A 1,530-nucleotide genomic window follows, 5' to 3' on the forward strand; every position below is an offset into this window, starting at 1 on the left:
CTCTGGTGCCGCTGCAGCTCGCCCTGGCGGTGGAGCTGGCGGCCCCGCCCAGCAGCCCCCGCCACACCGGCCACGGCCGGGGCGCCGCCAGCTCCACCGCCAGGGCGAGCTGCAGCGGCACCAGAGTCAGCCCGAGGGCCCGCCCGTAGGTGTAGTGGCCGCTCACCCAGCCGTACGCCACGACCGCGCAGTCCAGGGCGAACATCAGCACCAGAGGGTCCCGCCACGAGCGCCGGGCCCGCAGCAGGAGGGCCGGCAGCCCCAGCAGCGCCAGCCCGAACTGCCCGGGCAGATCCAGGTACAGCCGCCGGTGCATCGCGTCCACGCTCGTGTCCCCGGCGAGCGCGAACACGTCGAAGTACGGCCAGCAGGCCGCCGTCAGCAGCGCCACCGCGCCGGTCAGCGCCCACCGCCCGGCCAGCGCCGCCGACCACCGCCGCTGCCACCCGGCGACCAGCGCCAGCGCGCCCAGCGCCGCCGCGACCGCGGTGATCGGGTGCACCAGCAGGATCAGCCCGTACAGCAGGCCGAGGCCCGCGTACCCGGACAGCGGGCGCAGGCCGCCCGGACCCAGGTAGCGCACGGCCCCCGTGCCCCGGGCCCGCGCGCCGGTCAGCGCCCACGCCCAGAAGGCGAGCCCGATCGCGAACGCCGACGGGTACGGCAGATTGCCCGTCATCGACATCAGGTTCAGATAGCCGCTCCACCAGGCGCGCTCCACCCCCCACAGCAGCGCCGTCGCGGCGAGCGCCAGCACCGGCGCCCAGGGGCGCGGGGTCAGCACCCGCACGAAGCGGCCCAGGCCGGTGACCAGCACCAGCAGGTTCAGCGGCCCGGTGAGCCGCAGCACCTCCCAGCCGCCCAGCCCGGTCCACCGGGCGAACGCGCCCTGCGCCACGGCGTACGGCGAGTAGTACGGGCTGCCCGCGCCGGGCAGGTCCGCCATCGGGTGCCGGGGGTGCAGCAGGTCGTCCTTGAGGCGCTCCACGACCGCCGCGTGCTGCCCGGCGTCGCAGCACAGCGGCACCCGCCAGAACGCCAGGGTCATCGTCAGGAAGAACAGGAAGCCGGCGCACTGGTACGGCGTCGGGCGCCAGGACCCGCCGCCGCGCAGCGCCGTGGCGCCGTCCACCGTGCGGCGCCGGACGAGGACGCCGGTGCTCATCGGACGCGAGAGGAAAGGGGCATTCGGGGCATTTGCCCAATGTTCCCGGACGCCGCCCGGCTCTGACCAGCCGTCACCGCTTCGGGTGACGCCCGGTCGGCCCACGGGTCCACCGGCGCGCCCCGCGCCGGTTCAGCCCACCGGCTCCACCGACGCGCCCTGCGCCGGCACCACCGCCCGCCGCAGCACCGGCTCCAGCAGCAGCGGCACCCCCAGCACCGGCAGCAGCCAGGCCAGCGTGATCAGCCGGTCGCCCCAGATGTTGATGTCCGGGTGCCCCGCCTGGTTGAGGAACCCCGTGCAGGCCGCCGCCACCAGGAACGCCCCGAACGCCGGCCGCCGCCGCGCCCCCACCGCGCCCGCCG

The 1,530-nt window shown here is 76.6% G+C and carries 1 protein-coding gene and 1 pseudogene; both read right to left on the reverse strand.

Annotation, left to right across the window (positions count from 1 at the left end):
- Positions 1-1,165, reverse strand: a 1,165-nt coding sequence (locus CCN29_RS32665) for a hypothetical protein (protein ID WP_107481761.1), incomplete at its 3' end; no start/stop codon positions are given.
- A 132-nt stretch (positions 1,166-1,297) separates the two neighbouring features.
- Positions 1,298-1,530: pseudogene (locus CCN29_RS32670) on the reverse strand (hypothetical protein); the annotation flags it as partial.

Source organism: Streptomyces pseudogriseolus, from assembly GCA_002154585.1.
Lineage (GTDB): Bacteria > Actinomycetota > Actinomycetes > Streptomycetales > Streptomycetaceae > Streptomyces > Streptomyces pseudogriseolus.